Origin of the sequence: Paenarthrobacter sp. R1 (assembly GCF_030264015.1) — a bacterium.
GTDB classification, from domain to species: domain Bacteria; phylum Actinomycetota; class Actinomycetes; order Actinomycetales; family Micrococcaceae; genus Arthrobacter; species Arthrobacter ureafaciens.
Window position 1 is genome coordinate 985,370 of record NZ_CP127115.1, and the last position, 25,921, is coordinate 1,011,290.

The 25,921-nt window shown below is 64.1% G+C and carries 27 protein-coding genes and 1 tRNA gene; 15 read left to right on the forward strand and 13 right to left on the reverse strand.

Features of this window, described 5'->3' with window-relative positions; translation table 11 throughout:
* Positions 1-29: 29 nt before the first annotated feature.
* Entirely contained in the window at positions 30-311 is a 282-nt protein-coding gene (secE, locus tag QN084_RS04730) for a preprotein translocase subunit SecE (protein WP_031217390.1), read from the reverse strand.
* An 81-nt stretch (positions 312-392) separates the two neighbouring features.
* Positions 393-465 (reverse strand) — tRNA-Trp (locus QN084_RS04735).
* Between the two features lie 252 nt (positions 466-717).
* Between QN084_RS04735 and QN084_RS04740 the strand changes: the two genes are divergently transcribed.
* Positions 718-1,947 (forward strand): pyridoxal phosphate-dependent aminotransferase, encoded by a 1,230-nt coding sequence (locus QN084_RS04740; protein WP_021474787.1) that lies wholly within the window; start codon positions 718-720, stop codon positions 1,945-1,947.
* A gap of 124 nt (positions 1,948-2,071) precedes the next feature.
* Here QN084_RS04740 and QN084_RS04745 read toward each other — a convergent pair whose 3' ends face one another.
* A complete protein-coding gene (locus QN084_RS04745; RefSeq protein WP_021472392.1) occupies positions 2,072-2,743 on the reverse strand; it encodes a LuxR C-terminal-related transcriptional regulator in 672 nt (223 codons plus the stop codon).
* A complete protein-coding gene (locus tag QN084_RS04750) occupies positions 2,740-4,173 on the reverse strand; it encodes an ATP-binding protein (RefSeq protein WP_062097505.1) in 1,434 nt (477 codons plus the stop codon). The genes QN084_RS04745 and QN084_RS04750 overlap by 4 nt, the downstream gene beginning before the upstream one ends.
* A 125-nt stretch (positions 4,174-4,298) precedes the next feature.
* On the opposite strand from QN084_RS04750, the gene QN084_RS04755 reads away from it, so the two are divergent.
* From QN084_RS04755 to QN084_RS04775, 5 genes are all read left to right on the forward strand, one after another.
* Positions 4,299-5,816 (forward strand): PspC domain-containing protein, encoded by a 1,518-nt coding sequence (locus QN084_RS04755; RefSeq protein WP_083261947.1) that lies wholly within the window; start codon positions 4,299-4,301, stop codon positions 5,814-5,816.
* A 1-nt stretch (position 5,817) separates the two neighbouring features.
* Positions 5,818-6,207: a hypothetical protein gene (locus tag QN084_RS04760; protein ID WP_062097507.1), complete on the forward strand. Its 390-nt coding sequence runs from the start codon at positions 5,818-5,820 to the stop codon at positions 6,205-6,207.
* A 2-nt stretch (positions 6,208-6,209) separates the two neighbouring features.
* A complete protein-coding gene (locus QN084_RS04765; protein WP_021472388.1) occupies positions 6,210-6,458 on the forward strand; it encodes a PspC domain-containing protein in 249 nt (82 codons plus the stop codon).
* 247 nt (positions 6,459-6,705) lie between these two features.
* A complete protein-coding gene (locus tag QN084_RS04770; RefSeq protein WP_021472387.1) occupies positions 6,706-7,731 on the forward strand; it encodes a 6-phosphofructokinase in 1,026 nt (341 codons plus the stop codon).
* 17 nt (positions 7,732-7,748) lie between these two features.
* Positions 7,749-8,498: a GNAT family N-acetyltransferase gene (locus QN084_RS04775; protein ID WP_069695783.1), complete on the forward strand. Its 750-nt coding sequence runs from the start codon at positions 7,749-7,751 to the stop codon at positions 8,496-8,498.
* Between the two features lie 12 nt (positions 8,499-8,510).
* Here the strand turns inward: QN084_RS04775 and QN084_RS04780 are convergent, their stop codons facing one another.
* The 7 genes from QN084_RS04780 to QN084_RS04810 form a co-directional block, all read right to left on the reverse strand.
* Positions 8,511-10,031 (reverse strand): DHA2 family efflux MFS transporter permease subunit, encoded by a 1,521-nt coding sequence (locus QN084_RS04780; protein WP_021472385.1) that lies wholly within the window; start codon positions 10,029-10,031, stop codon positions 8,511-8,513.
* Entirely contained in the window at positions 10,015-10,644 is a 630-nt protein-coding gene (locus QN084_RS04785) for a PadR family transcriptional regulator (protein ID WP_021472384.1), read from the reverse strand. The genes QN084_RS04780 and QN084_RS04785 overlap by 17 nt, the downstream gene beginning before the upstream one ends.
* 120 nt (positions 10,645-10,764) lie before the next feature.
* On the reverse strand, positions 10,765-11,187 hold the full coding sequence (locus QN084_RS04790; RefSeq protein WP_021472383.1) for an ankyrin repeat domain-containing protein: 423 nt from the start codon (positions 11,185-11,187) through the stop codon (positions 10,765-10,767).
* Positions 11,184-12,269 (reverse strand): CAF17-like 4Fe-4S cluster assembly/insertion protein YgfZ, encoded by a 1,086-nt coding sequence (gene ygfZ, locus QN084_RS04795; RefSeq protein ID WP_021472382.1) that lies wholly within the window; start codon positions 12,267-12,269, stop codon positions 11,184-11,186. The genes QN084_RS04790 and ygfZ overlap by 4 nt, the downstream gene beginning before the upstream one ends.
* 63 nt (positions 12,270-12,332) lie before the next feature.
* Complete coding sequence (locus tag QN084_RS04800; RefSeq protein ID WP_069695784.1) at positions 12,333-13,055, reverse strand: flavodoxin family protein; 723 nt, start codon at positions 13,053-13,055, stop codon at positions 12,333-12,335.
* Positions 13,056-13,110: 55 nt separating this feature from the next.
* Positions 13,111-13,710 (reverse strand): nitrobindin family protein, encoded by a 600-nt coding sequence (locus QN084_RS04805; RefSeq protein ID WP_021472380.1) that lies wholly within the window; start codon positions 13,708-13,710, stop codon positions 13,111-13,113.
* 166 nt (positions 13,711-13,876) lie between these two features.
* Entirely contained in the window at positions 13,877-14,611 is a 735-nt protein-coding gene (locus tag QN084_RS04810; protein ID WP_031216544.1) for a hypothetical protein, read from the reverse strand.
* Positions 14,612-14,871: 260 nt separating this feature from the next.
* Between QN084_RS04810 and QN084_RS04815 the strand changes: the two genes are divergently transcribed.
* The 8 genes from QN084_RS04815 (at position 14,872) to asd (ending at position 23,016) form a co-directional block, all read left to right on the forward strand.
* A complete protein-coding gene (locus QN084_RS04815; RefSeq protein WP_021472377.1) occupies positions 14,872-15,570 on the forward strand; it encodes a winged helix-turn-helix transcriptional regulator in 699 nt (232 codons plus the stop codon).
* Positions 15,571-15,797: 227 nt separating this feature from the next.
* Positions 15,798-16,769 (forward strand): mycothiol synthase, encoded by a 972-nt coding sequence (mshD, locus tag QN084_RS04820; RefSeq protein WP_021472376.1) that lies wholly within the window; start codon positions 15,798-15,800, stop codon positions 16,767-16,769.
* Between the two features lie 104 nt (positions 16,770-16,873).
* Positions 16,874-19,123 carry an RNA degradosome polyphosphate kinase gene (locus QN084_RS04825; RefSeq protein ID WP_285751140.1) on the forward strand — a complete coding sequence of 750 codons (2,250 nt, stop codon included), beginning with the start codon at positions 16,874-16,876 and terminating at the stop codon, positions 19,121-19,123.
* Between the two features lie 8 nt (positions 19,124-19,131).
* Entirely contained in the window at positions 19,132-20,100 is a 969-nt protein-coding gene (locus tag QN084_RS04830) for an NUDIX hydrolase (RefSeq protein ID WP_021472374.1), read from the forward strand.
* Between the two features lie 12 nt (positions 20,101-20,112).
* Positions 20,113-20,916, forward strand: a complete 804-nt coding sequence (locus QN084_RS04835; RefSeq protein ID WP_062097521.1) for a thymidylate synthase — start codon at positions 20,113-20,115, stop codon at positions 20,914-20,916.
* Positions 20,913-21,512 carry a dihydrofolate reductase gene (locus tag QN084_RS04840; protein ID WP_069695785.1) on the forward strand — a complete coding sequence of 200 codons (600 nt, stop codon included), beginning with the start codon at positions 20,913-20,915 and terminating at the stop codon, positions 21,510-21,512. Before QN084_RS04835 ends, QN084_RS04840 begins: the two co-directional genes overlap by 4 nt.
* Positions 21,513-21,531: 19 nt before the next feature.
* Entirely contained in the window at positions 21,532-21,768 is a 237-nt protein-coding gene (locus QN084_RS04845; protein ID WP_031216541.1) for an NF038396 family protein, read from the forward strand.
* Positions 21,769-21,873: 105 nt separating this feature from the next.
* On the forward strand, positions 21,874-23,016 hold the full coding sequence (gene asd / locus QN084_RS04850) for an aspartate-semialdehyde dehydrogenase (protein ID WP_062097524.1): 1,143 nt from the start codon (positions 21,874-21,876) through the stop codon (positions 23,014-23,016).
* Positions 23,017-23,105: 89 nt separating this feature from the next.
* Here asd and QN084_RS04855 read toward each other — a convergent pair whose 3' ends face one another.
* Positions 23,106-24,239, reverse strand: a complete 1,134-nt coding sequence (locus tag QN084_RS04855; protein WP_069695786.1) for a winged helix DNA-binding domain-containing protein — start codon at positions 24,237-24,239, stop codon at positions 23,106-23,108.
* A gap of 79 nt (positions 24,240-24,318) precedes the next feature.
* Here QN084_RS04855 and QN084_RS04860 point away from each other — a divergent pair, with 79 nt between their 5' ends.
* Positions 24,319-24,798: a hypothetical protein gene (locus QN084_RS04860; protein ID WP_021472366.1), complete on the forward strand. Its 480-nt coding sequence runs from the start codon at positions 24,319-24,321 to the stop codon at positions 24,796-24,798.
* A 21-nt stretch (positions 24,799-24,819) separates the two neighbouring features.
* Here the strand turns inward: QN084_RS04860 and QN084_RS04865 are convergent, their stop codons facing one another.
* On the reverse strand, positions 24,820-25,887 hold the full coding sequence (locus QN084_RS04865; RefSeq protein ID WP_021472365.1) for a UDP-N-acetylmuramate dehydrogenase: 1,068 nt from the start codon (positions 25,885-25,887) through the stop codon (positions 24,820-24,822).
* Positions 25,888-25,921: the final 34 nt, after the last annotated feature.

Below are 25,921 nucleotides of genomic sequence, written 5' to 3' on the forward strand. Positions count from 1 at the left end.
GGGTTTACGCAGTTTGCGGACAGATCCGCTTAGCGGTCCGTGGCGCCTGATCCTCCGAAGACCCAGCTGACTCCGGTACCAAAAGCAAGGTCCAGGAGGGTCACGATGAGCATCATGATGGCGACGAACACCAGCACCACGAGCGTGTAGTTGATCAGTTCTTTGCGGGTTGGAGCAACGACCTTCTTCAGTTCGCCGATAACCTGGCGGACGAAGAGTGCAATTCGGGCAAAAAAGCCGGAATCGGCTTTCTTGGCGGGGCGGCCCTTTGAGCTGCTTGCAGCTGTTTCGGTCACCTGATCCTCACTCACCTTGCAAAGTCGTTAGACCCGGCCCTGATCAGAGCCATGGTTGCTGCGCGTGCTCCGGCGTTTCCGCCGGAACAGCCTGCGCAGGGCAGACAGGACTCGAACCTGCAACCTGCGGTTTTGGAGACCGCTGCGCTACCAATTGCGCCACTACCCTATGGATTGAATCCATGTTTCAGGCCGCACTTCAGCCTGTGGTGCTTTTCAACACCGGTGAACCAGTCTACGCAAGAAATCCGCGATAGTCGAACCGGCTCGATTCGGGGCTCCAGGGCCGTCCGGGCTTGTGACCAGCAACATCAGTCACAAACTCCAGCAGTCCCCCGGGAGCTCCGCAGAACAGCATAAGGTAGTTTACGTCGAATCCCATCATCCAGCCCACGTGCTGCCTGCGAAGAATGGTACTTAGATGTCTGCCGGAACACCTGCCGCCCGCATTTCACAACGAATCTCCGCCATTGCCGAGTCCGCCACCCTTGCCGTTGATGCCAAGGCCAAGGCGTTGAAGGCCGCGGGCCGCCCCGTCATCGGTTTCGGAGCCGGAGAACCCGATTTTCCCACCCCGGACTACATCGTGAAGGCCGCCATTGAAGCTGCCGGCCAGCCGAAGTACCACCGGTACTCCCCCGCTTCCGGACTGCCCGAGCTCAAGAAAGCCATCGCGGACAAGACGCTGCGCGATTCCGGCTACAAAGTCGACCCGTCCCAGGTCCTTGTGACCAACGGCGGCAAGCAGGCTGTCTACAACACGTTTGCCACGCTGGTTGATCCGGGCGACGAGGTCATCATCCCCTCCCCGTTCTGGACCACCTACCCGGAGGCCATCAGGCTCGCCGGCGGCGTCCCGGTAGAGGTCTTCGCAGGACCGGAGCAAGGCTACCTGGTGACTATTGAGCAGCTTGAGGCCGCCGTCACGGACAAGACCAAGATCCTCCTGTTCGTTTCCCCGTCCAACCCCACGGGCGCCGTCTACAGCCCGGAGCAGGTAGCAGAGATCGGCAAGTGGGCCGCCTCCAAGGGCCTCTGGGTTGTCACGGACGAGATCTACGAACACCTCACCTACGACGGCGTGGAATTCACCTCCATCGCCACTGCGGCTCCTGAACTGGGCGACCGCGTGGTCATCCTGAACGGTGTTGCCAAGACCTACGCCATGACCGGATGGCGCGTGGGCTGGATGATCGGCCCCGCCGACGTCATCAAGGCCGCGACCAACCTGCAGTCCCATGCCACGTCCAACGTCAGCAACATCATGCAGGTGGCCGCAGCCGCGGCACTTACCGGCCCCTTGACCGCCGTCGACGAGATGAAGGTTGCCTTCGACCGCCGCCGCAAGGCGATTGTGGCCGGCCTGAACGCGATTGAGGGCGTTGAATGCCCGACGCCGACCGGCGCGTTCTACGTCTACGCAGACGTCCGCGGGCTGCTGGGTAAGGAATTTGACACGGCCAACGGCCCCGTGCGTCCCTCGACGTCCGCGGAACTGGCCGCGCTGATCCTCGACGAGGTTGAGGTCGCAGTGGTTCCCGGTGAGGCCTTCGGCCCCTCGGGTTACGTCCGGTTGTCCTACGCGCTCGGTGACGACGACCTCGCCGAAGGCGTCCGCCGGCTCCAGGAGTTCCTCGGCAAGGCCAAGTAACCCCGCCCCTGAACTGAAACGCTCTTCCACCGCTGATGGTGGAAGAGCGTTTCAGTTTAAGGCGTGGGATGTGGAAGATGGCTGGGGAAACACGGGTGGGATGTGGGAGAGCGTTGGGGAGGGGTTAGAGGAGGCGGCGTTCGGCAGCCCACTTGGTGAGCTCGTGGCGGTTTGACAGCTGGAGCTTGCGGAGGACCGCGGAGACATGGGTTTCCACCGTCTTGATGGAGATGAAGAGCTCCTTGGCCACCTCTTTGTAGCTGTATCCCCGGGCGATGAGCCGCATGACTTCGAGCTCGCGGGCGGAGAGCTTGTCCAGTTCGTCGTCGGCAATGTCGGCCGGCGCAGTTCCAAAGGCATCAAGGACAAACCCGGCCAGCCGCGGCGAGAAGACGGCGTCGCCATCGGCAACCCTGATGACGGCGTCGGAGATCTCGGCACCGGAGATGGTTTTGGTAACGTACCCGCGGGCGCCCGCGCGGATCACGGCCACCACGTCCTCGGCGGCGTCGGAAACGCTCAGGGCCAGGAAGCTCGTCGTCTTGAGGAGCGCAGCCGAACCCGCAATGACCTCCCTGCCTCCACCGCCCAAGCCCCCGGGCAGGTGGACGTCCAGCAGCACCACTTCGGGGCGGGTTTCGGCAATCACGGCGATGGCTTGTTCAACCGTGCCGGCCTCCCCCACAACGTCCATGCGCTCGTCCAGGTCAGCTTTGAGACCTGAGCGGAAAATGGTGTGGTCGTCCACGATCACCACGCGCACGCTCCGCGCGCCGGGCTGGGCAGGGCTGTTCATTGCCGGACCTCTCCGTTCCTTGGTTCGTTGTTCTCCGCCTCCATGGCGGGCAGCGCCAACCGGACTTCCGTTCCGTTGCCGCTGCTGATGATGGCCGCTGTGCCGCCGTGCCTCCTCATGCGCCCGATGATGGACTCCTTGACGCCCATGCGGTCCTCGGGCACGGCGTCGGGATCGAATCCCGGCCCCCGGTCCTTAATGAAGACCTCGGTGTTTCCGGCGGTGCATTCAAGGTAGACAGACACTGTGCCTCCGCCGTGGCGGGACGCGTTCAACATGGCCTCACGGGCAGCTTGGACCAGTGCCTCGTGCCGCTCGGTCATCTCCGTATCGCCTACGGTCACCACTTCCACGGGATTGCCCAGAGCGTCTTCCACCTCCGCCGCAACGGCCTTGACCCGCTCTGCGAGCAGCCCGGCTTCCTTGGTGGAATCGCTGAACAGCCAACTACGCAGTTCACGTTCCTGTGCCCGGGCCAGCCGGACAACGTCCTGCTCCGAACCCGCCCGGCGCTGGATGAGCGCCAAGGTTTGCAGGACGGAATCGTGGAGGTGCGCGGCGATTTCGGCACGTTCAGTTTCGCGGACACGCCCGGCGCGTTCGGCTTCGAGGTCCTTCCAGAACTTCAAACCCCACGGCAGCAGGACCAACACGACTCCCCCAAGGACCGCCACGGAGGCAAGCAGGGCAAGCCACGTCTGCTCCCACGAGCCCGAGCCGGACACCATCACCAGGACCCCTGCCACCACCAGCGCGAGCCCGGCCGCAAGGCGAACCCATCCGCCTGCCTGATCGGCTTTCGTCTTGTCCACCAATCCGGCCCGGCGGGTCTCATCCAGCTGCATCCACGCGATGGAGGCGCCGCCAAGGATTGCTGCGGCCGGGATCAGGGTTCCCAGCGGCACGTCGACACCCAGTTGTTGGGCAATCAGGATGGCGGCCACCAGCAGCAGCCCTACCCCAAGAAGAATTTCCTTGCCGTACTGGATCTTCCGGAATGTGAACCACGGCGCCACGGGACTTGCACCGACGCTCCCCCACTCCCCGGACGGCGGAGTTGCTCGATCGGCACCGGAGGGGGCATCACCGGAGGCTCCGGCGACGTTGCCGGGGGCGCCTGTCCCACGCCCGGTGAGGGACCCGGCGTCGTAGTTTGTGGCGGGACCGGCGGACGGGCGGCTCACCGCGGGAGCGATGGGCGACGCCGGCCGCTTGGCGTTGCGCCGGGCGTTCTCATCCGCCGTGGGAACCATGATCCACAGCCACGCGTAGAAGGCCATGCCCGCACCGCCGGCGAAGCTGGCGAGGACCATGGCCAGCCGGACATACTTCACCGGCCAGCCCAAGTGTCCGGCGAGTCCGCTGCAGACTCCCGCGATCATGCGGTCGCTGCTGCGGACCAGCGCGGGGCGTTCCAAAGCGGTATCCATGTACCAATCCAAACACGGATCGGGGCTCCCCGGGCCCGTAACGGCGGCGCTTCGGGGGTCCCTCAGGGATCATTCAGGGTATCCCCCAATAGAGGACGGAACGGGCCAGGCGGCAGGATCGAAGTATGAACGCGAACAGCATGAATCCCGAGGATTCCGGAACCCCTGCCGATGCCGGGCGTCCGGGCAACAACGCCCCCGGCGGTGCCGCCGGATCCGGCCCGGCCGAGGAGCCTTCCGCACGCCCGTACGCCACGGGCAACGCCGGTCCCGGCAGCTGGACTTCCCAGCAGAACTTCTTTGACTGGATCCGCAACCAAGGCATCCGCCGCGGCCCGGACCGCTGGATCGGCGGCGTCGCAAGCGGAGTGGCGCACCGGTTCGGCATCGATCCCTTGATTGTCCGGGGCATCTTCATTGTCTTGGCGCTCTTCGCCGGAGTGGGCGTCCTGCTCTACGGCCTTGCGTGGGCGCTGCTGCCGGAACCTGACGGCCGTATCCACGTGCAGGAAGCGGCTGCCGGCCGATGGTCCGGCGGCATGACCGGCGCACTGGCAACCTCGATCATCGGCCTGCCGAGCCTGGGACGCGGCTTTTGGGGCTGGGGTTGGGACGGACTTCCGGGTCTTTTCTGGACGCTGTTCTGGGTGGGCGGCATCGCGTACCTCATCTATTACCTGGTCCAGCGCAACAACAGCCAGAAAGGCGAACCTCCCATGAACCGGCAAAACTTCGGCGCACCCGCGGCCCCGGCGGCCGGCACCGCAACCCCGGCGTCGACGGGTGGGCCCGCAGGCAGCACCTACGGTGCTTCTTCTTCCCAGGCGCCCGCCGGAGCCAACACGGGTGTACCGGTGTACGGACCGGGCAGCTCATCGACGCCGGTGGGCCCCTACAGTCCGTCGGGCCCCCGTCCTCCCCGCGGCTCCGGCGCCTACGGGCAGCCACCCTATGGTCAGCCGCCCTATGGCTCCGGGCAGGTACAGCCGCCCAAGCCCCCTCGGCAAAAGGCCAAGGGACCAGGTGCCGCAATCGTGGCAGTCAGTGCCGGAACGGCCCTCCTGGCCGGCGGAACCTTGAAGGCCCTGGACGTCGCCAACGTCATCAACCTGGGTAACGCAGCGGACTCCGTGGTGTGGGCCGTGGGTGCGGCCATCCTCGGCCTGGGCATTTTGGTGGCTGGCTTGCGCGGACGGACTTCAGGTTTTCTGGGATTCCTGGCCGTCGTGGCCTTGGTGGTCGGCGGTATTTTCAACGTCATCCCGCGCAACGGAGACCGCCTTGGCTTCCAAGAGGTCAATTGGGCTCCGGTCAGCATTGACCAGGCCCGGCAGGGGCTGAACATCACTGCCGCGAACGGCACCGTGGACCTGAGCGAAATGAACCTGACGCCGCCGCTCACCACGGAAGTCACTGTCCCGGTGGATGCAACTGCCAGCAACATCACCGTCATCATTCCGGACAACGTTCCGGTGGAAGTCCGGGCGGATATGACGTTCGGGAACCTCAACGAGCGCGGCGCCGACCGCGGCGGGCGGTTCGAGGACGACCGCTCGACGTACAACACGGACAAACCCGGAGCGAACCTCGTGGTGGAGATCGATGGCACGTTCAGCAACGTGACCATCAAGGAAGGAAACTGACATGAGCACCAACCAACCAGGTGACGCCCGCCCCGCCGGGCCGCTCCCCAAAGAGGCTCTCCCCCAGGAAACACGTCCCACCGAGCCGATCGCGCGGCCCCGGTTGGAGGAGATTCCGCTGACGCCGCATTTGGAGCCCACCTACCGGATTGAACAGAACGACGACGAACCCAAGCAAGCGCGCATCGGCACCGTGGTGTGGGGGTTGATTGTGATCGCCCTGGCCGCCCTGCTCCTGGTTTCCACCATGGGCTGGATCGTCCTGGACGGAACCTACGTGTTGATCGGCCTGATGATCGGGGCCGGCGCCGCGCTGGTAGTCGGCGGCCTCGTGGCTGCCGGACGGGGGTCGAAGCAAGTGACAAAGCAGCACCAACAAGGAAGGCTGTAACCATGGACAAGTTCTTCAGCATCGTCAGGGGCTTCGGCCTGAAGCGCGGCCCGCAGCGTTGGTTGGCCGGCGTCTGTGGAGGCATCGCAGCGAAGCTCAATGTGGACGTAGCGTACGTCCGGGTGGGATTCCTGTTGTTCTGCCTCTTGCCCGGACCGGCCATCATTTTCTACATCCTCGCGTGGCTGATCCTTCCGGACCAACAGAACCGGATCGCGCTGGAATCGTTCATCAGCCAGCGTTCCCGGTAGTACCCCGGCCAGCCGGCCGGGACAAAGACGGAAAGCGCACTTAGCGGGCTCCGCAACACCTCATTGAATACGAAGAATCGTCCTGCCGGATGCGGGGCGATTCATCGTGTTTTCGGGAGTGTTTCCAATACCGCACGCCGTGAGTGGAATGTAACCGTTTGTGTCCCACCCCACATCCACGACTACAATCGTGGGGAGCTCAGCGTGGCGCTCGGCAAGTATTCCTCCAAGCCATGAGTGAGCAAACATGAAAATTGGCATTCTTACCAGCGGCGGCGACTGCCCCGGCCTCAACGCAGTGATCCGTGGAGCGGTCCTCAAAGGCATCGCAATCCACGGCCAGGAGTTCGTGGGCTTCCGGGACGGCTGGCGTGGTGTGGTGGAAGGTGACGTCATTGACATCCCCCGCACCATGGTCCGCGGTATCGCCAAGCAGGGCGGCACCATCCTGGGCACTTCCCGCACCAACCCCTTCGAGAACGGCGGCGGTCCGGAGGTCATCAAGGCCCACATGGAACGGCTGGGCATCGATGCCATCATCGCGATCGGCGGCGAGGGCACCCTGGCAGCAGCCAAACGCCTCACTGACGCCGGTTTGAAGATCGTCGGCGTCCCGAAGACCGTGGATAACGATCTCGACGCGACGGACTACACCTTTGGTTTCGACACTGCCGTGGAAATCGCCACGGAGGCGATCGACCGCCTGCGCACCACGGGTGAATCCCACCACCGCTGCATGATTGCGGAAGTGATGGGCCGCCACGTTGGCTGGATTGCCCTCCACTCCGGCATGGCGTCCGGCGCCCACGCCATCCTTATCCCCGAACAGAAGGTGAGCATCGAACAGATCGCCGAGTGGGTCCAACTGGCCCATGACCGCGGTCGCGCACCTTTGGTGGTGGTGGCGGAAGGGTTCGTGCCCGATCACATGGAATCCCCGCACTCCGAACGCGGCCTGGATACCTTTGGCCGTCCCCGGCTGGGAGGCATCGCGGACCAGCTGGCACCCGAGCTCGAGGCGCGCACGGGCATCGAGACCCGTGCGACCATCCTCGGCCACATCCAGCGCGGCGGCGTTCCCACCGCTTATGACCGCGTCCTCGCCACGCGCCTGGGCATGGCAGCGATCGACTCCGTGGTGGACGGCCGCTGGGGAACCATGGTTGCGCTCAAGGGCACGGACATCTCCCATGTTGGTTTTGAGGAAGCCCTCGGCAAGCTCAAGACCGTGCCGCAGCACCGCTACGACGAAGCGTCAGTGTTGTTTGGTTAGTCGGCTAGGCTGAACCCATGACCCTTGAGCCCACGTCCGCTGCCATTATCCAGCTGGCGTGGGCTCGCCATTTGGGGCTTGGTGACCACTCCTTTGCGGACGCCTCAGCCCGCGTCGCAGCAGCCTCCGCGGATCCCGGCGATCCCGCGTGCAGGATTTCCAAGGCGGACGAATCGGCACGATCCGTGGTTTTCCTGCGCTTGTTCGGCGTATCGGCCCTGGTAGGGCCGCAATGGGCGCTCGACGCGGCGGCGGACATTCCCGACGTCGACCTCGCCCAGCACGTCACCCTGCTGACCCTGACGCGCTCCCACGGAGGACACGGTTTGGGTTCCTCCGCCCTCTTTTTCGCCGACGACCTTCCCTTGAAACAACCGGGCGAGGACGTGACCGTTTCCCGGGGCAATCCGGAAGCGATCGGACTGGAACAGCTGTGTCCTCCCGATGACGTCAACGAGGTAGGGCTGCAGACCTTGGAACACCGATTCACCATCATGCACCCGGATGCGGAAAGCCCGGTGCCTTTGGCGTGCGGAGCCTATTCCGAATGGGAAGGGCTCCTTGCCAATATGGGTGTTTTGGTTGCCCCTGAATGGCGGCGCCGGGGCCTCGGTACGCTTGCTGCCTCGATTGCCGCGCACGAGGCCCTGGCCGCCGGCCTGACGCTCCAGTGGAAGGCGGATGTCAGCAACAGCGGCGCGCTTGCCATGGCACGCAGCATCGGCTTTACCACCGGCGGGCTCCACGCGGGCGTCCTGCTCGCGTAGGGCCCTGCCCGTTTACTTGCTGGACCGCTCCGCAGCCTGCCCCTCAGGGACCGGTGCTCCCCCGCCCCAGCCGTCCACCGATTTCGGCTTGGCATAGAAGGCAGCCAACACTGCTCCCACCAGGACGGCGATTGCCGGCAACAGCGTCGACTGGCTCATCGCCGTCGAGAATCCTGCATGCAGGGCCTCCGGAAGTGCCCCGGACATGGATGCCTCATTGACCGGTGCCCCCGCCCCGCTGGACGGCAGCTCTGCAGCAAGGCGCGCCTGGATCAGCGCCGCGACGGCGGCCGACCCCAGGACCGCACCGATCTGGCGGGTGGTATTGAAGACGCCGGAACCCGCTCCCGCCTGGCGCGGCGGAAGGTTACGGGTGGTGGCATTGGAGATCGGCCCCCACATGAAGGCGTTCGCTACACCCTGCAAGGCGCTGGGAAGCAGGAAGACCCAGATCGGAGTGTCCGGTGTCAGCAAGGCAGCGGTCCAGAAAAGTGCGGCGGACAGGCAGACCAAGCCGAACACGGCGAACCAGCGGGGATTGGCACGGTCGATCAGCTTTCCCACGAACGGCGCGAGCCCACCCGAAATAACAGCCATCGGGATCATCAGGAGGGCCGACTGCGTTGGCGTCAGCCCACGGACCACCTGGTAGTAGAAGATGGTGGGCAGGGGAAACGCGGTAACCGTGAAGCCAACGGCCATGATGGTGCTGTTTCCAAGGGAGAAGTTCCGGTCGCGGAACAGGCCCAGGGGCAGCAACGGTTCACCGCCGCGACGTTCAAGTATCTGTTGCCAGACGACGAACAGCGCCAGCACCACCACACCGGCAATGATCAGGCCCCAGACACTGACGACGCCGTTGATGGTGCCCCAATCGTAGGTTTGGCCTTCCTGGATGCCAAAGACGAGCAGGAACATGCCGGCCGCGGACAACACCACGCCCGGGATATCGAACTTGTGGGTGTGGGTGGTCAGCGTCGGGACGAAGCGGGTGACCAGGATGAAGGCAACGACGCCGATGGGCACGTTGACAAAGAAGATCCACTCCCAGCCGAGGCCGTCCACCAGGACGCCGCCGAGGATCGGTCCCACCAACACGGCCATGCCCGCGGTGGCTCCCCACAGTCCCATGGCCGCGCCGCGGCGGTCAGGCGGGAAGATCCGGGTGATGACGGCCATGGTCTGCGGCGTCATCATGGCAGCGCCCAGTCCCTGGACGGCGCGGGCGGCGATGAGCATGCCGATGTCCTGCGAGAATCCGCACCACAGCGATGCCAGCGTGAAGACAACCAGACCTATCAGGTACAGGTTCTTTGGACCGAAGCGGTCACCCATCCTGCCGGTGATCAGCAACGGCACTGCATAGGCCAGGAGGTAGGCGCTGGTTACCCAGATGACCGCATTGATGTCAGTATTGAGGCCCTCCATGATCCGGGGGTTGGCGACCGACACGATGGTGGTGTCGATCAGGATCATGAAGAATCCCACCACGAGTGACCACAGGGCCGGCCACGGCTTAGCTACGTTTTCCAAGGGATTCCTTTGGTTTGTTGGAAAGTTCGGACGGGGTTGCTTGGGGGTCGTCCCAAGGCAGCTCACCACTGCGCAACTCCCGTAGGAGCCCGTGGATCCACGAGATCTCCGTTCGAAGCATTTGTTGTTGATACATGACATCGATCCAGTACTTGCGATCGAGGCCTTTGGCTGTGACAACCCGCTCAGCATGCAGGAGGAAATCCAGGCCGGCCTGGAGCGCGTCCACCCGCTGGCCAAGAAGTTCGATGACGGCCTCGGCGGGGAGGTGGTGCGCCTCGGCAATGGCGTGCGGAAAGACCGGGTATTCGTTGACGGGTTTCGCCAGCATCTCCCGGAGGCGCACATCGAGCGCCTCGTGCCCGGCCGCCGAGATCCTGTAAGTAGTCCGCTCAGGGCGGTTCCCCTCGCGGTCGGTCCCGACGGCCTCCACCAAACCGGCCTCCTCCAAGCGCCGGACAGCGTGATAGAGCGTGCCGGGGCGCACCTTCACCAGCCGGTCCTCATGGCGGGCCATCAACACCTGGTACATCTCATAGGGGTGCATGGGCCCCTCGGCGAGCAACGCCAGGGACGCGACGCCCAGCGCTGTCAGTTTCCCGGACTGGACCATCGTGACGCCCTCCTTTGAATACCCCTGTGCCAATACTCCATGGCAATTATTCCACGTAGAGTATTGCGCTACCAAAAAACCCTGTTGCTTGGGGCAACAGGGTTATCGGTCGATCAGGCCCTAGCCCAGAAGCTCCAGAATCTCCGTCCGGGCAAACATCTTGGCCGCGTCCCGGGCACTCGGCGTTCCGGAGTCCGGGTCCGCTCCAGCGTCAAGCAGGGCCCGGGCAACGCCGGTATAGCCCTTGAAGACAGCTCCGGCGAGCGGGGTCTGGCCACGGTCGTTGGCCGAATTGACGTCTGCGCCGTGGTGAACCAGGAGTTGAACCGTCTCCTCGTGCCCGTGATAGGCCGCAAGCATCAGCAAGGAGTCTCCGGCGGCATTGGTCAGGGTTGCAGGAGCACCAGCATCGAGATAGCCGCGCAGCAACGCGGAATTTCCTTCCCGGGCTGCGTCGAAAAGCGTGTGTGCCAGTGCCACTGCTTCATCGTCGGCCTCGCTGGAGGGCTTGGCTGCGGCGTCGTGGCCGGTGGGCTGGGTCATCTGTGGGGTCCCTTCAGGAATCCGGTCTGGCGCCCGACTACCTGTCCGGCGTCGGGGGCGACGATCACTTCCTGGGCCGCGACGTACGGCTCGTCGCCATCCATCACCGTCAACGGTTCGCTTGCCGAAACCGAGCGCTTGATCACTGCCAGCGCTACGGGGCCCATTTCGAAGTGCTGCGCCACCGATGTCAGCGTACCCACCTTGCGGTCACCAGCAAATACAACACTGCCGACGGCAGGAAGGGTGTGCTGCGAACCGTCCAACTGAAGGAAGACGAGGCGCCGCGGCGGGTGGCCAAGGTTGTGGACCCGCGCAATGGTTTCCTGGCCCTTGTAGCAGCCCTTGTTCAAGTGGACCGAAGTACGGATCAGGTCCAGTTCGTGGGGAATCGTCTTGTCATCCGTCTCCGCCCCGAGGCGTGGACGCCACGCCGCGATGCGCAGCGCATTTGCAGCCATGGCGCCAGCCAAAGGCAGGCCCTCCACGGCGGACTCGAGTTCGGCGGCCGGGACAAGATATTCGAACCACGGACGTTCCAGGCCGGGATGCGACTCCTCCGGGACCAGGCTGTACGAGTAGCCGCCCGGGCCCACGTGCGGCCAGGGGTCCTCCCATACCAACCGCCCGGACAGCCGCTCCACCGGCTTGGTGGAGCCGATCACCGCCCATTGCTCCGAAACATCGGCGATTTCCACGCGAAGCATGAACTTCATCTTGTTCAGCCACTCCGCCAACGGGGCGGCCTCGGCCGTTTCGACGATCAGCCAGGTGGTGCCGCCGTCGTCGATAACCCGCGCATCGAATTCGATGCGCCCTTGGACGCTCAGCAGGAGGAGTTCACTGGCAACCTGCGGTTGCAAATTGGTCAACTGTTGCGAAGACAAAGTGTTGAGCCAGCTCAGCCGATCGGGTCCGGTCACGGTCACCACACCGCGGTGGGAAAGATCGACGACGGCGGTACCGTTTGCCAGGGCGCGCTGCTCGCGCAACGGCTCGCCATAATGGGCCGCGACGCCGGCATCCAGTCCGGTATCCTCGACGGCTCCAGGGCGCGACAGCAGAGGGCTCTTGTATGTCATATGAAGTAGAAGTCCTTCAGGTTCGGGGGTATTCCCCACGGACGTTGGCACAGGGTATGCCGGTCATCGATATTCGGGGTTCTCGAAGTCAAAGCGGGTGCCGGCCTTCCACTCTTCCGGAAGATTGCCATAGGCAGGAATACCTCCGGCGTCCCTCAACAGTTTGGCCATGTGGAGTAGGTTCCACGTCATGAAGGTGGTGTTCCTGTTGGTGAAATCACTCTCCGGCCCGCCGGACCCTTCATCCAGATAGCTGGGCCCCGGCCCCACCGGTCCGATCCAGCCCGCGTCAGCTTGCGGCGGGATGGTAAAGCCGATGTGTTGGAGGCTGTACAGGACGTTCATGGAGCAATGCTTGATGCCGTCCTCGTTGCCGGTAATGAGGCAGCCGCCCACCTTGGGGTAGAACGCCCACTGTCCCTTGCCGTTGAGCTGGCCCGAGTGTGCGTAGAGCCGCTCGATCAGCTTCTTGGTCTGGGACGAGTTGTCGCCAAGCCAGATGGGGCCCGCCACCACGACGATGTCTGCCTCGGCGACCGCCGGATAGATCTCCGGCCATTCGTCGTGCTCCCAACCGTGTTCGCGCATGTCCGGGTAGACACCGCTGGCGATGTCGTGGTCCACGGTGCGGATGAGCTGAGTGGCAACGCCCTGCTTCTCCATGATGTCCCGGCTGATCCGGATCAGGCCGTCGGTATTGCTGACCTGCGGCGAGGGCTTCAAGGTTCCGTTGAAGAACACGGCTTTGAGGCCCTCGTAGCCACTGGGCTTGAGGCTGCTGTTCACTAACTGCTCCTTTTGCTTGTGCTGATGGAACGTTCAGTGAAGGCTCGCGCCGGCGTCAGGACACCTTATGGAGGAATGCCGAGGCGTGGGCTTCAAGGGCTTTTCCGTTGGCAGCTACATCCCAGCGCCAGAGGAGGTTGCCGTCAACGAGGCCGAAAATGCGGGTTGCCGCCGTGTATTCCTTGGAGTGGCCGCCGCGCATCACCATGTCGGTGGTGAGCTGGATCTGCGGCCCTTTGATTTGGCCGTAGTACAACTCGGTAATTCCACCGGGGTGCGAAATGGAGACGGCGAGATCGAACCCGCCGTCCTTGTTGCGGCGTTCTTCAACATCGTCAGCGGTCTTGAGCACGGGCACGATGTCCGCGGGAATCAGCCCGGGACCGCCGTCGCCCTCCTGGAGCTTGCGTTCCAAAGCCCAAAAGCCGGTCTCCACGGTCAGCGGGCGCAACTTTGCGCCCGCGTCATCGCTGATCCAGCTCTCAGCCCGGTACTGCAGGTAGGGCAGCCCGTTGTGGGTGAAGGATACGTGCTGGACGAAATGCTCCGAGTCCTCGTCCCCGGTGCCAAGGCGGCCGCGTCCTTCCCACTCGCCAATGAGCCAGGAAAGGGGAACAAGTTCAGGGGTCAGGTCGGTCGGGATCTCAATAGGCACAACGACTACCTCAGTTGGACTGCAGGGAGGGACAGGCTACTTCTGGCCCTTGAAAAGACGGTAAACGACGAAACCAGCGAACCAGGCCATGGCGATGCTGGCAATGCCGAGGAGGACAAGGAAGAAGATTTCAAATGCGAGAACAGACATGATGCCATCCTAACCGTTAGTAGATGAGTAGTTTGTCTATGAAGTACGCCAGGGTTCCGATCGCCCACACGGGCGCAACGCCCATGCCCAGCGCCGCCGGCAGAGTCAGGCGTCCGCGCCGAAGCGTGACCATTCGCCGGAAGCAGACCAGCACCGAGCCCGTCGCCACGCCCACCAAAGCAGCAGGTAGTACCGCGATATCCGAGAAAACCAGGCCGGCCAGGGGTGCCATGAGTCCGGCCATGACGATGCCCAGGGGTGCGACGATGCGGTCCGGCCACCTGATGATCCCCACCAGCAACGCCACGGCGGCGGAGAGCCCGGCCACAAGGACCATCTCCTTGACGCCGTTGAACCTTGCTCCGGCGATCCACCCCGCACCAAGGCAGTTGAGCAGCACACCCGCGCTGCAGCCCAGGGTGGACTCAAGGCGTTGGGCCTGCCCTGTCCCCCTGACGAGCTGGATGATGAAAACCGCCATGACGCCCAAGGCGATGAAAGCCGGTGTGCCGTCAAGGAAACCCGGGGCGGGAAGGTAGGCGGCGGTGACGGCCGAGCCTGCACCGGCCAAGCCGATGACCGCCGCCAGCGTTTTCTTGGCGGGCACGGCCAGGAAATGCGGCCAGCCGAACCCCACAACGGCCGACGCGGCGACGCCGACGCCCACCATGGCTTCCCGGGATACGAAGGTGCTGGCCACGATGGCTGCGAGCGCCACGAGTCCGAATACCCCGATGCTCCAAGACTTCACTGTGTGCCCGACCTCAATTCGATGCGTCTTACGACCTCTCGACAATCCTGCCTTATGGCGGCCCTTTATGTCGTAATTCCCGCTTCCGGCCGTCACGAATCCCTGACTGGAAAGGCGCCGGTGGGTATACTCAGACTTCAACGGCGCACTGATTTGCCCTGACCCCGTTACAACGGCCAGGGCGGTCTTGCCGCCGTGACCGGCCGGTGAAACTCCGGTTTCGACGCCCGATGATGCGCGCACAGCCCATTGGAGGAACTATGTCGCACATCCTGCTCCTGACGAACAGCACCGGATCTTCGGTGGACATCCTGCCTGCCTTGGAGTTGCTGAACCACCGCGTGCACATCCTCCCGGCAGAACCTACAGCCTTGTTGGAGACGGACCCCACGGACATCGTGTTCCTCGACGCCCGCAAGGACCTTGTAGGCGCACGTTCCCTGACCCAGTTGCTGAAGGCAACCGGACTGAGCGCTCCCCTGATGCTGATCCTCACGGAGGGCGGCATGGCTGCCGTGTCCTCGGCATGGTCGGTGGATGACATCGTCCTGGATTCTGCCGGCCCGGCCGAGGTGGAGGCCCGTATCCGCTTGGCCATGGCGCGCGCTGTACCGGGCGAAGAGGAAACCCAAACGGAGATCCGCGCAGCCGGCGTCGTCATTGATGAAGCGAGTTACACGGCCCGCGTAGGCGGCCAGCCACTGAACCTGACCTTCAAGGAATTCGAACTCCTCAAGTACCTGGCGCAGCACCCGGGACGCGTTTTTACCCGCCAGCAGCTGCTGACCGAGGTCTGGGGTTACGACTACTACGGCGGAACGCGGACCGTGGACGTCCACATCCGTCGTCTCCGGGCGAAATTGGGAGTGGACCACGAGAACCTCATCAGCACGGTCCGCAACGTGGGCTACCGGTTGACCCTGGTGCGGCTTCCGGATGACGAGCTGTCGGAAGCGTAGGGCTCCAAGGAAACATAAATGCATAGCAGAGAGGGCCGGGAATCAGCTGATTCCCGGCCCTCTCTGTGTGCTGTTGTGGAGGACATACGGGTCGAACGTATCGAAGCCACCCCACTGGTGGATCCCCCTCGTATCCGGCTTTCAAAGCCGAACGAGTTACCTAAGCTACCCCCGATTGGCGGACACTTCAAATCGCACGGTCCCGCCTTGGCGTATAGCCTTGCATCATGAGTCACGCGCACCCTGAGAACTGGCCTGTACTGTTCGTTGACGGCGCTTTGGATGCCGAGCTGTTCAAGGATTTCAGCACCTTGGGTGCTGCTGCTGCCGAGTCGGATGGAAATCCGCCGCTCTCCGAACAGACGCTGGTGACACTGCGCGGCTCCGACGGCGGTGCACACCGGGTGCTGTCCCTGGCGCTCTACGCCCCCGACGAGGACTCGGACCCTGCCACCGCCGAAGACCTGGCCGGGATCGCCGTCGTCATTGAATCGCCGGACGGTACCGGAGTGCTGGAACTGGCCGTCCACCCTAGCTACCGCAACCGCGGCGTCGCGGGACGGTTGTTGGCTGCCTTGCAGGAGAAGCGTGGATTCGACGGGTTGACGGCTTGGTCGCATGGCAACCATGAGGCCGCTGCCGAACTTGCCTCCCGGTTTGGCTACGGTCCGGTCCGCGAACTGCGGAAGATGCGCTTGATGTCATCTTCGTCTTCGCTGCCCGACGCCGCCCTGCCGCCCGGCGTCACCCTGCGCGCCTTTGTGCCGGGCCAGGACGAGCAAGCCTGGCTGGCCGCCAACCGGGCCGCCTTCGCCCACCACCCGGAGCAGGGCTCCATGACCCTGGCCGATCTGAAGGCCAGGGAGGAAGAGGCCTGGTTCGATCCCGAAGGCTTCCTCCTGGCGGTCGACGCCGACGGCACGTTGCTGGGTTACCACTGGACCAAGGTGCACCCGAAGCAAGGTCCCCATCCGGCCATCGGCGAAGTGTACGTGGTGGGGGTGACGCCGGACGCGCAGGGTTCGGGCTTGGGCAAGGCCCTGACCGTAGCCGGCATCCGGCACCTGCAGGAGAAGGGCCTCCACGCTGTCATGCTGTACGTCGACGCTGACAATGAGGCCGCTGTGGCCCTCTACCGGAAACTTGGCTTCGTCCGGTGGGACACCGACGTCATGTACGGGCCTTTGCCCGGTAATTAGCCTGTGCGGTCCGGACACGGGACCGGGCATGGACATCTTGGAATCGGGTCGCCCAATTGCTTGTAATGTGGGAGGAAACCCAGTCCTGAGCTTAGGAGAAACCCATGCAGCCGGACCCCGTCGGTACCGCCGGACCTACCTCCAAGGGCGCAACGCTGCCCGCGCGCTTCGGCTCATCCGAGGTGCCCGCGTCCCGGGCCACGCAGGACCGGATAGACATCCCCGAGTTTGCGCCCAACCTGGAACCGGAGGGTGATATTTCGCCGGACCGGTTCCTGGACCGCGAGCTCAGCTGGCTGGCTTTCAACTCCCGCGTTCTGGAGTTGGCTGAGGATCCCGATCTTTACCTCCTGGAGCGCGTCAACTTCCTCTCCATTTTTGCTTCCAACCTTGACGAGTTCTTCATGGTCCGGGTGGCCGGCCTCAAGCGCCGTATCGCCACCGGCCTGGCCGTCCCCTCCCCTGCCGGGTTGAGCCCGATTGAGGTACTGGAACAGATCGGCGAGGAAGCCCACAAACTGCAGGAACGGCATGCCCGGGTATTTGCCGAGCAGATCCGTCCGGCTTTGGCCTTCGAGCACATCCACGTCATGCACTGGAACGAACTCGACGAGGAGGCGCGCCACCGCCTCAGCGCCCTGTTCCAGGAGAAGGTCTTCCCCATCCTCACGCCGCTCGCAGTGGACCCGGCGCACCCGTTCCCCTACATCTCCGGCCTGTCCCTGAACCTGGCGGTGATCGTCAGCAACCCGATCAGCGACAAAGAGCTGTTCGCCCGCGTGAAGGTTCCGGACCAGCTGCCGCGGCTGATCTCCGTGGATGGTCCCCGCGCCGGCGCCATCTCGGGCAGGGTGGCCCGGTTCATCGCCCTCGAAGAACTGATCGCCGTCCACTTGGACACGCTCTTCCCGGGCATGGAAGTTTTGGAGCACCACACCTTCCGCGTCACCCGCAACGAGGACGTCGAGGTGGAAGAGGACGACGCCGAGAACCTCCTGCAGGCGCTGGAGAAGGAACTCCTGCGCCGCCGGTTCGGTCCGCCCGTCCGGTTGGAAGTCACCACCGATATCAACCCGAACGTCAGGGCCTTGCTGGTCCGCGAGCTTGGCGTGGACGAGTCCGAGGTCTACTCGGTACCCGCTCCGCTGGACCTTCGCGGGCTTTCCGTCATCGCTGGCATTGACCGCCCGGATCTGCACTACCCCAAGCACGTGCCGCACACCTCGCGGTACCTCAACGAATCGGAGACGTCCAAGGCGGCCAACGTCTTTGCTGCCATGAGGCGGCGGGACATCCTGCTCCACCACCCGTACGACTCCTTCTCCACCTCGGTCCAGGCCTTCCTCGAGCAAGCCGCCGCGGACCCGAAGGTCCAGGCGATCAAGCAGACGCTGTACCGCACCTCCGGCGATTCCCCGATCGTGGATGCCTTGATCGACGCCGCCGAAGCGGGCAAGCAGGTCCTGGCCCTGGTGGAGATCAAGGCCCGCTTCGACGAACAGGCCAACATCTCCTGGGCCCGCAAGCTGGAGCAGGCCGGCGTCCACGTGGTGTACGGCATCGTGGGCCTGAAGACCCACTGCAAGCTGTCACTGGTGGTGCGGCAGGAAGTGGACGGCCTCCGCAGGTACTGCCACATCGGTACCGGCAACTACCATCCCAGGACGGCGCGCTACTACGAGGACCTCGGCCTGCTGACCTCAAACGAACAAGTGGGCGAGGACCTCTCCAAGCTGTTCAACCAGCTCTCCGGATACGCCCCCAAGTCCACGTTCAAGCGGCTGCTCGTTGCGCCGCGCTCAGTGCGTTCAGGACTGATTGACCGGATCGAAACAGAAATCCGCAATGCGCGCAACGGTGTGGCCGCACGTGTCCAGATCAAGGTCAACTCGATGGTGGACGAAGCCATCATCGATGCCCTGTACCGCGCATCCCAGGCCGGAGTGAAGGTGGACGTCGTGGTGCGCGGCATCTGCTCCCTGCGGCCGGGTGTGCCCGGCCTCAGCGAAAACATCACGGTGCGCTCCATCCTGGGACGGTTCCTTGAGCACTCCCGGGTGTTCGCCTTCGCCAACGGTGGAGAACCCGTGGTGTACATCGGCTCTGCCGACATGATGCACCGCAACCTGGACCGCCGGGTTGAGGCACTGGTCCAGTTGGCCAGCCGGGAGGACGTGAACACGGTCCTTGACTTGATGCGCCGCTACATGGACGACTCCACCGCCAGTTGGCACTTGGATAATGAAGGTCATTGGACCCGGCATCACCTTGATGAGAAGGGCGAGCCCCTCCTGGATATGCAGTCCTGGCTCTTGGCCTCCCGCTCCCGCCAGCGGGCAGCAGCACGGCGGTAAGGAACAACTTGAACAGCGACACACCTGTGGCCGACCAGACCGACCACCCGGGGGAACCCGTGGCCGTCGTCGCGGCTGGCGCGATCCCGTGGCGTATCAAGAAAGGCGCCTTGGAGGTGCTGCTCATCCACCGGCCGCGGTACGACGATTGGTCCTGGCCCAAGGGCAAGATCGACGACGGCGAGACGGTTCCCGAGTGTGCGGTCCGGGAGGTCCGGGAAGAGATCGGGCTCGAGGCAACGCTTGGAATCCCCTTGCCGCCCATTCATTACCACGTCAACGCTGGCCTCAAAGTGGTGCACTACTGGGCCATGCGGGTCAACGGTGAGCAGCTCCGGCCCGACGGCAAAGAGGTGGACAGCGTCATGTGGTGCGCGCCGGACAGGGCCGCCAAATACCTGAGCAACCCCTCTGACGTGGCGCCCTTGGAGTATCTGGAGAAGGCCCATACCAGGGGCGAACTGGACACATGGCCATTGGTCCTGGTCCGGCACGCCAAAGCCAAACCGAGGTCTTCCTGGACCAAGGCCGAAGGCGACCGCCCCTTGGCAGCCACCGGGAAACGGCAAGCAGTGGCTGTGCAACGGCTCCTGCAGGGGTGGAAGCCGCAGCGCGTCGTGACCAGCCCATGGGTGCGATGCGTGGCAACGATTGCCCCGTATGCCAAAGCGAGCAAAGCCAAGGTGAAGCTCGTGGAGGCGCTGACGGAGCACAACCACGAACGCTCGCCCAAGAAGACGGCTGCCGCCGTGGAGGCCCTGTTCGACAAGCAAGTGCCCGTGGCCCTGTGCACGCACCGTCCCGCCTTGCCGACCGTACTCAAGCAATTGGGCCGACACATGGGCGATGATCTGCGCAGCAGGCTCCCCGGCGCGGACCCGTACCTCTCGCCCGGGGAGGTCATCGTCTGCCATGTGGCCCGTGGCAGCGAGCGCAAGGTGGTCTCCGTGGAGCAATTCAAGCCGTTCGACGACTAGTAAGCTTGATCCGTGAGCATTCCCACCCCTTATGAAGACCTTCTGCGCGATGTCATGGCCAATGGCACGCACAAATCGGACCGCACCGGGACGGGGACGCGGAGCGTGTTCGGGCGCCAGTTGCGCTTCGACCTGGCCACAAGCTTCCCGCTGATCACCACCAAGAGGGTGCACTTCAAGTCCGTGGCAGTGGAGCTCCTGTGGTTCCTTCGCGGAGACTCCAACGTGAAGTGGATGCAGGACCAGGGCGTCACCATCTGGGATGAGTGGGCAGACGCCGACGGTGAGCTCGGACCGGTGTACGGCGTCCAGTGGCGCAGTTGGCCTACACCCGACGGCGGGCACATTGACCAGATTTCCGAGGTCATGAAGAGCCTGCACAACAACCCGGATTCCCGCAGGCACATCGTGTCGGCATGGAACGTTTCCGAGCTCAAGGACATGGCCCTGCCTCCGTGCCACGCGTTCTTCCAGTTCTACGTTGCTGACGGCAAGTTGTCCTGCCAGCTGTACCAGCGTTCGGCGGACACCTTCCTGGGAGTGCCCTTCAACATTGCTTCGTACGCGCTGCTCACTCGAATGGTGGCCCAGCAGCTAGATCTGGAACCCGGCGAGTTCATCTGGACCGGCGGCGACGTCCACGTTTATGACAACCACGTGGACCAGGTGGCCGAGCAGCTCAGCCGGGAGCCGTACGCCTACCCGCAGCTGAAGATCCTGCGCAAGCCCGACTCCATCTTCGACTACACCCTTGAGGACTTCGAGGTTGTCGACTACCGCCACCACCCCACTATCAAGGCACCGATCGCCGTATGAGCACTCCCTCCGAAGAGACCAACGCGCAACTTCCCGGCCTCATTTTCACCCGGGAAACTGCAGCATCCATGACCGGGATCGGCATGATCTGGGCACAGACCAAAGCCGGCGTCATCGGCAAGGACGGCAGTATGCCGTGGCACTTGCCCGAGGACCTCAAGCACTTCAGCCAACTGACAACGGGGCACCCCGTGATCATGGGCCGGAAGACCTGGGAGTCCTTCCCGGACAAGTACCGGCCGCTGCCCGGGCGCACCAACATCGTGGTGACCCGCAACCAGGACTGGGCCTCGACGCCCGGGGCGGAAGGCGCCGTCGTGGTTTCCTCCCTGGACGCAGCCCTGCTTGAGTCCCAGTTCGCGCCGGGTGGCCAGAAGGTCTGGATCATCGGCGGCGGGGAAATTTTCGAACAATCGATGGGCATCGCCAACCTTGCGGTCATCACCATCATTGACGCCGAACTCGAAGGCGACACCTTCGCCCCCGAACTTGGCGAGGACTGGACGTTCGACTCCGTAGCCCCTCACGAGGATTGGTACACGGCGAAAAACGGCACCAAATACCGGTTCACGTCGTGGCGCCGGACCGAAAGCTAGGAACCGGATCATGCAGGCAATACTCAAGAAACCTGAAACCCTCTTCGTCCTGGGGTACATGCTGTTGCCCCTCCTTGCGCTGCTGTCAGCGATCGTTGGGCTGACCATGATCCTGGGCGGCAACAAGATCGCCGGAATCATCGTCCTGGTGGTGGTGACCCAGGTCTTCGCCTTCGGTGCGTTCTTCGCCCTTCGCGCGCGCAAAGCTGCCCTCGCGGAGGGTAACGGCCTGCAGGATTACGACGCCGGACGCTAGCACCGCCGCCGGCCCGCCCGGCGCCGTCCCTGGGTCCGCCGTCGTACGTTGTGCGGGTGATGTAACCAACAGCGTCAGGCGGCGTCGAAAGTTTAGACTGGTTCAATGACTACAGCAGCTAATCCGTCCGTAGGACTGGTCGGTTGGCGTGGCATGGTCGGCTCCGTCCTGATGCACCGCATGCAGGAAGAGAACGACTTCGCCAACATCAACCCGGTATTTTTCTCCACCTCGAACGCAGGAGGTGCCGCCCCGTCGTTCGCTGATGGGGCCGGCAAGCTCGAGGATGCGTTCGATATTGAGACGCTTGCCAAGCTGCCGATTATTGTCACCGCACAGGGCGGCGACTACACCAAGCAGGTCCACGGCGAACTCCGCAGACGTGGCTGGGACGGCCTCTGGATCGACGCCGCCTCCACCCTCCGCATGAACGACGATTCGATCATCGTGCTGGATCCGATCAACCGCGACGTCATCGATGCCGGGCTCTCCGGCGGCGTGAAGGACTTCATCGGCGGCAACTGCACGGTTTCCTGCATGCTGATGGGCCTCGGCGGGCTGTTCAAGAACAACCTCGTGGAGTGGGGTACGTCCATGACGTACCAGGCCGCTTCCGGTGGCGGCGCCCGCCACATGCGCGAGCTCCTGAACCAGTTCGGCACGCTCAACAACGAGGTCAGCAGCGAACTCGAGGACCCCGCTTCCGCCATCCTTGAGATCGACCGCAAGGTCCTGGCTACCCAGCGCACCGGCGTTGACGCCACCCAGTTCGGTGTCCCGCTGGCCGGCTCCCTGATTCCATGGATTGATGCCGACCTCGGCAACGGCCAGTCCAAGGAAGAATGGAAGGCCGGCGTCGAGACCAACAAGATCCTCGGTACCGGCAAGGGCACCGCAGGCAAGGAGCACATCGCCATGGACGGGCTGTGTGTCCGCATTGGTGCGATGCGTTCGCACTCGCAGGCCCTGACCCTCAAGCTCCGCGAGGACCTGTCCGTCACGGAGATCGAGAACCTCCTGGCCAAGGACAACGAGTGGGCCAAGGTTGTGCCCAACACCAAGGAAGCCTCCATGGCCGAGCTGACCCCCGTGGCAGCGTCCGGCACGCTGGACATCCCGGTTGGCCGTATCCGCAAGCTCGAAATGGGCCCGGAATACATCAGCGCCTTCACCGTGGGCGACCAGCTCCTGTGGGGTGCGGCCGAACCGCTGCGCCGCATGCTGAACATCGTGACGGGCAAGCTCTAGGCTTTCCCGTTCCGGAACCCGCTTTTCCCTTGCTTCACGGCGAGGGAAGGGCGGGTTTTCCGTTTAAGGGAACCGGCGCGTACCCGGGGTCAGCTCTCCATGAACTTCAGGTAGGCACGGGCCTGCGCCAGGAAGGACCGTTCCGCAGACGGTCCAAGTGTTCCCGTGAACGGTTCCGGGACCACTCCGGCTGACTTCCCTGTTCCCGTCCTGGCCCACGTCCCCACCACGCCACCCCCGGCAACGATGATCCGTTTGAAGACCCCGTTCTTGCCGGGCACTACAAGTTCGGCATACTCAGGAGCGAGCACCAGGCTCCGGTCCTGGTAACCGAGCAGGAATTCGTCAAACCCGGGGAGGGCCAGCACCGAGCGGGCGCCGGGAACGCCGTCGTCGAGCATTGCAGCCGTCTCCTGCGACATCCAGTAGCTTGCATCCCCGAACGGCAGCTCCACCAATTGATTCTGGACGGCGCTCAGCGCCGCCCGGGCCTCGCTGAGCGGCACCTGGGTCCACCACGCGAAGTCGCGGACAGTGGCCGGGCCATGGCTGTGGATGTAGCGGAGGAACCATTCGGCGATGCCGGGCTCGCGATCCACGGCACGTGAGTCCCTGATCCACTGGTCGAAAGGGACAAACAACTGCTGCACCCCCGCATTGCCTTTGCTTCCGGCCATGGGCCCCTGGACCAGTGACGCCTCCTGGCACAAACAAGCTATGAGGTGGATGCCCCGTTGGGCTTTGGTGACCTGGCCCGCTTCCTCGAACGCCGCGAATAGCTGCTCCCGGCTGACGCCTGCTGCCTCAGTGTCCCTCGACAGGGTGGCAATGGTCTCCAAAGCCACGTCGCGGGCATGACTGATGTCATCCGGTGTGATGTTCAGTTCACGGTGCCTGGTCCGCAGTGACTGCAGGAGCCGCCCGCTGGTGATTCCCAGCATCCACCGCAGGTCCTCCGGCGCCACCAAATGCAACGTACCGCGCATCGGCCAGGACCGGACCACGGTCCCGGCGTCCAGCGCCGCCCGGACCTCGGAGGCTCCCGGTCCCGCCACCCTCTGGCCAACCGCCCACAGCGCATGACCCAGATCCTGGGCTTGCATGGCAGTCATCCACCGGACGGCCTCGGGAACAGAAGCACGCTTCCCGCCCAACAGACCCTGGTTGGCGAGCCGCAGACGGCCGATCACGGCAGGTGTGGGGCTCCGCTTCCCGATAGGCATGCTCCATCCTAAAGCCGACCACAGCGAACATTGCCCTGCCTCCCAGCCGCCTACCAGACGCGTTGCCTAGGATTGCTACATGCTCTTTGGTGATCTGGCTCCGCTGGTGCGGCCACTCAGCCGCCGGTTGGCTGCCGCCGGCTGGTGCTGCAGCGGCGTCGGTTTGGTGGCCGGACTGATCGTTGCCGTAGGCACGGGAGTACGGCTTTCACCCTCAATGCAAAGCATCCAGCTCGCCGGAATCGTGGCAACAGCCCTGGCCGCGCTGCTGCTCGGCGTCGCAGCCCTCCTCCAGCCCGTCTCACCACGGGACGGCGACGCGCCCGAGCCGTGGTTCTATCCGGCCGCAGCGGCACAGGTGCGCAGTTTCCTGCTGGGATCCATAGTGATGATGCTCGGATTGGTGGGCTTTGCCACCGCGGGCCTTTTCCTGCCCAGCGGACCGTCGCCGCAGAGCATCGCGTTCAGCCAGATCTTCCTGCTGGGTTCTGTCAGCTGCGGGCTGACGTTCCTGCTGCTGAACAAAGTGCTGCCCATCGCGGAGCGCCGGACGCGCTGACGCGCTGACCAGGGCCGGAAGCTACAGCGAAACGCCGATCAGCAGCGGTTCGGGATGCAGTTCAATCCCAAAGCGATCCACGACGCCGGAACGCACCTCGCGCGCAATGGCCGCCATGTCCGCAGCCGAGGCGGAGCCACGGTTGGTGATGGCCAAGGTGTGCTTGGTGGACAGCGATGCCCTGCCCCCGGAAACACTGGACTCCTCCAGCCCGTAGCCCTTGCCGAATCCTGCACGGTCAATCAACCAGGCGGCGGACAGTTTCACCAACCCGTCGGATCCTGCCGGGTACCTGGGGGCGTCCGCAGGCAACGCCTCGGCCTGTTCCATGGACACGATCGGATTAGTGAAGAACGAACCCGTTGAGTAGGTGTCGCGATCGTCGGCGTCCAGCACCATGCCCTTGGACGCACGCAGCCTGAGCACCTCCCGCCGGACATCGTTGGAATACGCCCGTTTGCCCACCTCGACCCCGAGCACGCGAGCAAGTTCGGCGTAGCGGATGGGGGCGCTCATCCTGCCCAGCGGCAGTTGGAATTCAACCGTGAGGACCACGAACCGCGGCGAACCCTCCACAGTGGTCTGCTTCAGGATGGAGTCACGGTAGCCGAACGTGAGCTCGGAGTTGGTGAAGGTGCGGACTGCGTTGCTTTCCCGGTCCCACGTTCGTACGGCAGCAATGGTCTGCGAAACATCAGCACCGTAGGCTCCTACGTTTTGGACCGGGGTGGCTCCCGTTGCGCCGGGAATCCCGGAGAGCGCTTCCAGGCCGGACCAGGCGTGCTTCACGGCGTGTTCAACCAAGGCATCCCAGTTGTGTCCTGCCTGGACCACCACGGAGACTCCCCCGCAGCTGTCCTCGGCGTTGACTGTGAAGCCCTCGGAAGAGATTTTGAGGACTGTACCGGGGTAGCCGTCGTCGGAGATCAATAGATTGGATCCGCCGCCGATGATGAGGAGCTTCTCCCCCGCGGCGTCAGCCGAGCGGACGGCGTCGATGATTTCCGCCTCGGTACGTGCCTCCACAAAGGTGCCGGCGGGGCCGCCCACGGCAGCTGTGGTCAATTCGGAAAGCAGCGTCTGGGTCACCCATCAAGCCTATCGGGGTTTGGGCCGGGGCTCC

Excerpts from the sequence above, each read along its gene's own strand:
- QN084_RS04740 (WP_021474787.1), top strand. The coding sequence starts at position 718 with ATGTCTGCCGGAACACCTGCCGCCCGCATTTCACAACGAATCTCCGCC.
- QN084_RS04745 (WP_021472392.1), bottom strand. The coding sequence starts at position 2,743 with ATGAACAGCCCTGCCCAGCCCGGCGCGCGGAGCGTGCGCGTGGTGATC.
- QN084_RS04750 (WP_062097505.1), bottom strand. The coding sequence starts at position 4,173 with ATGGATACCGCTTTGGAACGCCCCGCGCTGGTCCGCAGCAGCGACCGC.
- QN084_RS04755 (WP_083261947.1), top strand. The coding sequence starts at position 4,299 with ATGAACGCGAACAGCATGAATCCCGAGGATTCCGGAACCCCTGCCGAT.
- QN084_RS04760 (WP_062097507.1), top strand. The coding sequence starts at position 5,818 with ATGAGCACCAACCAACCAGGTGACGCCCGCCCCGCCGGGCCGCTCCCC.
- QN084_RS04765 (WP_021472388.1), top strand. The coding sequence starts at position 6,210 with ATGGACAAGTTCTTCAGCATCGTCAGGGGCTTCGGCCTGAAGCGCGGC.
- QN084_RS04770 (WP_021472387.1), top strand. The coding sequence starts at position 6,706 with ATGAAAATTGGCATTCTTACCAGCGGCGGCGACTGCCCCGGCCTCAAC.
- QN084_RS04775 (WP_069695783.1), top strand. The coding sequence starts at position 7,749 with ATGACCCTTGAGCCCACGTCCGCTGCCATTATCCAGCTGGCGTGGGCT.
- QN084_RS04785 (WP_021472384.1), bottom strand. The coding sequence starts at position 10,644 with ATGGTCCAGTCCGGGAAACTGACAGCGCTGGGCGTCGCGTCCCTGGCG.
- QN084_RS04790 (WP_021472383.1), bottom strand. The coding sequence starts at position 11,187 with ATGACCCAGCCCACCGGCCACGACGCCGCAGCCAAGCCCTCCAGCGAG.
- ygfZ (WP_021472382.1), bottom strand. The coding sequence starts at position 12,269 with ATGACATACAAGAGCCCTCTGCTGTCGCGCCCTGGAGCCGTCGAGGAT.
- QN084_RS04815 (WP_021472377.1), top strand. The coding sequence starts at position 14,872 with ATGTCGCACATCCTGCTCCTGACGAACAGCACCGGATCTTCGGTGGAC.
- mshD (WP_021472376.1), top strand. The coding sequence starts at position 15,798 with ATGAGTCACGCGCACCCTGAGAACTGGCCTGTACTGTTCGTTGACGGC.
- QN084_RS04825 (WP_285751140.1), top strand. The coding sequence starts at position 16,874 with ATGCAGCCGGACCCCGTCGGTACCGCCGGACCTACCTCCAAGGGCGCA.
- QN084_RS04840 (WP_069695785.1), top strand. The coding sequence starts at position 20,913 with ATGAGCACTCCCTCCGAAGAGACCAACGCGCAACTTCCCGGCCTCATT.
- asd (WP_062097524.1), top strand. The coding sequence starts at position 21,874 with ATGACTACAGCAGCTAATCCGTCCGTAGGACTGGTCGGTTGGCGTGGC.
- QN084_RS04855 (WP_069695786.1), bottom strand. The coding sequence starts at position 24,239 with ATGCCTATCGGGAAGCGGAGCCCCACACCTGCCGTGATCGGCCGTCTG.
- QN084_RS04860 (WP_021472366.1), top strand. The coding sequence starts at position 24,319 with ATGCTCTTTGGTGATCTGGCTCCGCTGGTGCGGCCACTCAGCCGCCGG.